Source organism: Mesorhizobium sp. M5C.F.Ca.IN.020.32.2.1, from assembly GCF_004023105.1.
Classification (GTDB): Bacteria; Pseudomonadota; Alphaproteobacteria; order Rhizobiales; family Rhizobiaceae; genus Mesorhizobium; species Mesorhizobium wenxiniae.
Genome location: NZ_RZSX01000337.1, coordinates 1 through 6,356, shown reverse-complemented (window position 1 = coordinate 6,356; position 6,356 = coordinate 1). Strand labels below are relative to the sequence as shown.

The following is a 6,356-nucleotide window of genomic DNA, read 5'->3' as shown; positions in this document are numbered from 1 at the left end:
GTCCGGTGTTTCGATGGCTGGCTCCCAGCGAAATCCGTCGCGCTCCGGCAGCGTGAACATACACGCCCGGCGATCGCCATTGATGACCACGGCAAGGCGGCAATCATCGCCGCCGAGCATCATGATCAGGCGGTACCGCCCCGAATCGTGCCAGCCTGCCTCATCGAGCGGCATGCCGGTTTCAGTGAGCCAGATGACATCCGGTATCTCTGACCCGGGCCGCGGCTCTCCGGTCAGCAAGCGCGTGTCGGAAAGCGCCGGCATGGAACGACGCATCGCGGCGAGCAAAACGACGCATTGTTCCAACGCTTGGTCACGCCCGGTCCAGTCGAGCCAGGTGATCTCGTTGTCCTGCGCATAGGCATTGTTGTTGCCCTTCTGGGTGCGGCCGAATTCGTCGCCGGCGGTCAGCATGACCGTGCCGCGCGAGGCAAACAGTGTCGCGAGCAGCGCACACTGGTCATCGAAACGGGCCGCAACGATCCCCCGGTCGCCGGTCTCACCCTCGACGCCATTGTTCCAGGACAAGTTGTCGTCGTGGCCATCGCGGTTCTGCTCGCCATTGGCCTCATTGTGCTTGTGCTCGTAGGCAACAATGTCGGCCAGCGTCATGCCGTCATGCGCGGCGATGAAATTGACGCTGCGGCTTGTCTGCTGGCCTGGCTTGGCAAACACGTCGGACGAGCCGGCAAGCCGGGTCGCCAGCGCGCCGACCATGCCGATATCGCCGCGCCAGAACCGGCGGATGTCGTCGCGATATTTGTCGTTCCATTCGAGGAAGGGCGGCGCAAAATTGCCAAGCTGATAGCCGTCCGGGCCGATATCCCAAGGCTCAGCGATCAGCACCCTGTCAATAAGGTCCGGGTCGTTCCGAATAGCCATAAGCAACGGTGCCGCCGCGTCGAATACGCCATCGACCCGACCCAAAATGGGCGCCAGATCGAAGCGGAAACCGTCGACGCCAGCATGGCGGACAAAGTAACGAAGCGTGTCGAGGACCATTTCCTGGACGATCGGATGATCACAAGCGACCGTGTTGCCGGTGCCGGTGTCGTTAGCCAAGCTGCCGTCCGGCCAATGCCGGAAGTAGGTGCTGCTGTCGAGGCCGCGCAGCGACAGCGTCGGCCCAAGCCTGTCGCTTTCGCCGGTGTGGTTGAAGACGAGGTCGAGGATGACGCCGATGCCGGCCTCACGCAGCGTGGCGACCGTCTGCCTCAATTCCGCGAGACCGCCGGGCGCCAGGCGCGGATCGAGCGCCATGAAGGTCACGGGGTTGTAGCCCCAGGCATTACGCAGCCCGAGCGGCGGCAGATGCCGCTCATCGATCGATCCCGTCACCGGCATCAGTTCGACCGCCCCGACCCCGAGTTTTTTCAGGTGCTCGACGATGGCCGGATGGCCAAGAGCTGCAATCGTTCCGCGCTGGGGCTTCGGGATGTCCGGATGCAGCATTGTGAAGGCGCGCACCGGCACTTCGTAGATCAGGCCACCGGGCTGGAATAGCGGCGGCAAGGCAGGCACCGGTTGCGGCAGGGTGGCGGCAATCGCTTTCGGCAGCAGCGGCGCGGTATCGGTGCCCTCGCCCCGTCGTGCGGCGAGCCTGATGTCATAGACATAAGGCCTGTCGATCTCGACGGCATATGGGTCGACCAGCAGCTTGTCGGGATCGAACCAGGGCCCTTTCTCGGGCGCATAGTCGCCATCGGCGCGAAACCCGTATCGGGTGCCGGCAGCGAGGCCGGCAACGAAAAGCGCGTGAACGCCCTCGCCTTCCGGCCGGAGTTCGAGCCGGTCGATCTCCCTGTTACCCTGCTCATCGAAGATTGAGACCCAGAGCCGGCTGGCCGCAGACGACCATACGGCAAAGCGAATGCCACCTTGCCCGACGAATCCGCCAAGTCGCGGCCGATAACCGGCCGGTATTCTATCTTCCTGTTTGACCATGATCCTTTCCGAAAACCGGCTCCCACTTTTCGCTGACGCGGACCGTCGGTTCGGGATCATGGTCTAGATGGCATCAGGTAATCACGCTCGGCTTGGCGCGGCCGGTATGGCTGCGAATCCCGGCAATATCATCGGCTGCCGCAATCAGATCGGCAAGCGCCTCCTGCGTGTCGAGATCGTGCCTGGACGTGTCCGGCTCGTAGCGCTCGATATAGAGGCGCAGCGTCGCGCCCGAGGTGCCGGTGCCGGAGAGACGAAAGACGACGCGCGATCCGCCTTCGAACAGCACCCTGATGCCCTGGTTCTTGGCTATCGAGCTGTCGACCGGGTCGTGGTAGGCGAAATCATCGGCGCTGGCGATCTTCATGCCACGCACGCTGGTGCCGGGCAGTGATGCGAGTTTCGTCCGCAATTCGTCGACCAGCGCATTGGCGCGGTCGGTCTCGACCTCCTCATAGTCGTGGCGCGAATAGTAATTGCGGCCATAGGCGGCCCAGTGCTCGGTGACAATCTGCTTGGCGCTTTCGCCCCGGGCAGCAAGGATATTGAGCCACAAAAGTACGGCCCACAGCCCGTCCTTTTCGCGGACATGGTTGGAGCCGGTTCCCGCACTTTCCTCGCCGCAGATCGTTGCCATGTCGGCATCGAGCAGGTTGCCGAAGAATTTCCAGCCGGTCGGCGTTTCATAGATGCCGATGCCGAGCTTTTCGGCGACGCGATCGGCCGCGCCGCTGGTCGGCATCGAGCGCGCAATGCCTTTCAGCCCGGCCTTGTAGCCCGGTGCCAGATGGGCGTTGGCGGCGAGCATGGCCACCGAATCCGACGGGGTGACGAAAATGCCCTTGCCGATGATCAGGTTACGATCGCCGTCGCCGTCGGAAGCAGCGCCGAAATCCGGCGCATCCGGTCCCATCATCTCGTCATAGAGGTGTTTGGCATGGACCAGGTTGGGGTCTGGGTGGTGGCCGCCGAAATCGGGCAGAGGGATGAAGTTGCGGGCGGTACCGTTCGGCGCGCCGAGCCGGTTTTCCAGAATCTCTTTTGCATAGGGACCGGTCACGGCATGCATGGCGTCGAAGCGCATGCGGAAACCCGATTTGAACAACGCACGCAAGGCATCGAAATCGAACAGGCTTTCCATCAGCTCGGCATAGTCGGCGACCGGGTCGATCACCTCGACCGTCATGCCGCCCGCCTCGACGGTGCCGATCGTGTCGAGATCGACCGTGCCGATGTCGGCGATCTTGAAGCTGGAGATCACCTTGGTCTTGGCGAAGATCGCGTCGGTCAGCTTTTCCGGCGCCGGCCCGCCATTGTCGGCATTGTATTTGATGCCGAAATCCTCGTGCGGGCCGCCCGGATTGTGGCTGGCCGACAGGATGATGCCGCCGAAGGTTTTGTATTTGCGGATGACATTGGACGCTGCTGGCGTCGACAGGATGCCGCCCTGTCCGACCATCACCTTGCCGAAGCCGTTTGCCGCCGCCATGGCGATGGCCTTCTGGATAACTTCGCGGTTGTAGAAGCGGCCGTCGCCGCCGATCACCAGGGTCTTGCCCTCGAACCCGTCCAACGCATCGAAGATCGACTGGATGAAGTTCTCGGCATAGTGCTCCTGCTGGAACACCGGTACTTTCTTGCGCAGCCCGGAAGTGCCGGGCTTCTGGTCTAAGTAGGGTTTGGTGGCGACGGTGCGTATCATGCGTCAGACAGCCCTTTTCGAAAGCAGCAAGCGATAGAGTTCAAGGTATTTTTCTGCGCTTTTGTCCCACGACACATCGGCCTTCATGCCTTGCCGCTGCATCGACGTCCAGATCGTGGGGCTGGCATGCGCTTCCACCAACCGGCGGATGGCGTGCAGCAAGGCGCCGGCATCGGCGGGCGCGAACTGGAAGCCGGTCGCCACACCTGCCGAAACGGCCGCTTCATTGGCGTCGATGACCGTGTCGGCAAGGCCGCCGGTGCGGGCGACGACCGGCACACAGCCATAGCGCAGGCCGTAGAGCTGCGTCAGCCCGCAAGGCTCGAAACGCGACGGGATGACGATGGCGTCACAGCCGCCCTGCATGGTGTGGGACAGTCCCTCGTCGTAACCGACAACGACGCCGATGCGACCGCGATGGCGGGCGACGGCGGCCAGCAGCGCGCCTTCGAGGCCGGCATCGCCCGACCCCAGGATCGCCAGGCGTGCGCCCCTCGCAATGATCCCGTCGATCACCGTCGCCAGTATGTCCATGCCCTTCTGCCAGGTGAGCCGGCTGATGACGCAGACGATCGGACTGTCGTCGCGGTCGAGATTGAAACGATCTTCGACCGCGGTCCGGTTGGGATGCCGCGCCTTCAATGTCTTGGCCGTGTAATTCGAGACGAGATGCTTGTCGGTTTCAGGGTTCCATATCTCGGTATCGATGCCGTTGACGATGCCATAGAGATCGACGGATCGCATGTTGACGAGGCCATCGAGCCCCATGCCGAATTCCGGCGAGCGGATCTCCTGCGCATAGGTCGGGCTGACTGTGGTGATGGCCCAGGCGGCCTGCAGGCCGGCCTTGAGGAACCCGACGCCGCCATAATATTCGACGCCGTCGAGCGCCATGGCCGCCGCCGGCAAGCCAAGCTCGCCAAAGATGCCGGCGCCGAACTGACCCTGGAAAGCGAGGTTATGGACAGTGATCATCGACGGCGTGCCGACCGCCTTGCCGTAGCGCATATAGGCCAGCGTCATCGCCGATTGCCAGTCATGGGCATGGACGATGTCCGGCTGGTAGCCCGAGATGGCGCCGCCGGCGATGTCGCCGCCAACCTGGCTCAAGGCCGCGAAACGCCGCCAATTGTCCGGCCAGTCGGCGCCGGTGGCATTGCCATAGGGACCGCCGGGGCGATCGAACAGATGCGGCGCGTCGAGCACGAACAGGTCGGGCCCGGCAATCTGGACAGCATGGACCGAAGCCTTGCCGCCCTGCAGCAGCGGATATTGGTGAACGGGTTTTTTCTTCTTGAAGGTGTCCATCACTTGGGGATAGCCGGGAACAAGCGTGCGCATCGTCACGCCCTTGCCGGCGAGCGCGACGGGCAACGCGCCGGTCACGTCGGCAAGCCCGCCAGTTTTGATCAGAGGGAATATTTCGGGCGTGACCGACAGAACCTGCATTCATTGCAATCCCAGTTTGTCGATCATCGCCTGCGTGACGAGGCAGATGCCCTTTTCGGAAACGCGGAAGCGCTTGGCGTCGAGAACGGGATCCTCGCCGACCACCAGCCCCTCCGGTATCCTCACGCCATGGTCGATCACCACGCGCTTCAATCTTGCGTTCCGGCCGACCTGGCAGTCGGGCAGCATGACGACTTCCTCGAGCGTCGAATAGGAGTTGATGCGCGCGCCGGTGAAGATCAGGCTTCGCTTCAGCGAAGCACCAGAGACGATGCAATCACCTGAGACGAGCGACGACACAGCCGAGCCGCGGCGGCCATCCTCGTCATGCACGAACTTTGCCGGCGGCTTCAGCTCCGCATAGGTCCAGATCGGCCAGTCGCGGTCGTAGAGGTCGAGCTCCGGCGTGATGTCGGTGAGGTCGATATTGGCTTCCCAATAGGCGTCGACGGTCCCAACATCGCGCCAGTAGGCTTCGTTCTCTGCGGTCGAGCGCACGCAGGATTTGGCGAAGCGATGGGCGATCGCCTTCCCGTGCTCGACGACATAGGGGATGATGTCCTTGCCAAAGTCGCGGCTGGAGCCCGGCTCTGCCGCGTCGCGGCGCAATTGCTCCATCAGGAACTTGGTCTTGAACACGTAGATGCCCATCGAGGCCAGGGCAAAGTCCGGTTTATCGGGGATGCCGGGCGGATCGGCCGGTTTTTCGATGAAGGAGATGATGGTGTCCTTGGCATCGACATGCATGACACCGAAGCCAGTCGCCTCCATGCGGGGCACTTCGAGGCAGCCGACAGTGACATCGGCACCGGCGTCGACATGCTGGCGAAGCATCAGCTCGTAATCCATCTTATAGATATGGTCGCCGGCCAGGACGACCATGTATTCGGGCCCGTAGGCCTCGATGATGTCGATGTTCTGGTAGACCGCGTCGGCCGTGCCCTCATACCACTGCGTTTCCGACACGCGCTGGCTGGCCGGCAGGATATCGAAGCTCTCGTTGCGTTCGGGACGCAGGAAGTTCCAGCCGCGCTGCAGGTGGCGGATCAGCGAGTGTGCCTTGTACTGAGTGGCGACGCCGAGGCGGCGAATACCGGAATTGAGCGCATTGGAGAGCGCAAAATCGATGATGCGCGTCTTGCCGCCGAAATAGACTGCGGGCTTGGCGCGCCGGTCGGTCAATTCCTTGAGGCGGCTGCCACGGCCGCCGGCCAGAACATAGGCCATGGCATCGCGCGCCAGCGGCTGGGTCCGTTTGATC

4 protein-coding genes are annotated in these 6,356 nt (G+C 63.0%); all 4 read right to left on the bottom strand.

All coding sequences use genetic code 11. The annotated features are described in order from the left end of the window. Positions 1 to 1,944 (bottom strand): glycogen debranching protein GlgX (gene glgX / locus EOA86_RS17835; RefSeq protein WP_128342852.1); only part of this gene is annotated, 1,944 nt, incomplete at its 3' end. Positions 1,945 to 2,017: 73 nt separating this feature from the next. Then, complete coding sequence (locus tag EOA86_RS17830; protein WP_128342850.1) at positions 2,018 to 3,646, bottom strand: alpha-D-glucose phosphate-specific phosphoglucomutase; 1,629 nt, start codon at positions 3,644 to 3,646, stop codon at positions 2,018 to 2,020. Between the two features lie 3 nt (positions 3,647 to 3,649). After that, positions 3,650 to 5,095 (bottom strand): glycogen synthase GlgA, encoded by a 1,446-nt coding sequence (gene glgA, locus EOA86_RS17825; protein WP_128342849.1) that lies wholly within the window; start codon positions 5,093 to 5,095, stop codon positions 3,650 to 3,652. Next, positions 5,096 to 6,355 carry a glucose-1-phosphate adenylyltransferase gene (glgC, locus tag EOA86_RS17820; RefSeq protein WP_128342847.1) on the bottom strand — a complete coding sequence of 420 codons (1,260 nt, stop codon included), beginning with the start codon at positions 6,353 to 6,355 and terminating at the stop codon, positions 5,096 to 5,098. It abuts the gene before it with no gap. Position 6,356: the final 1 nt, after the last annotated feature.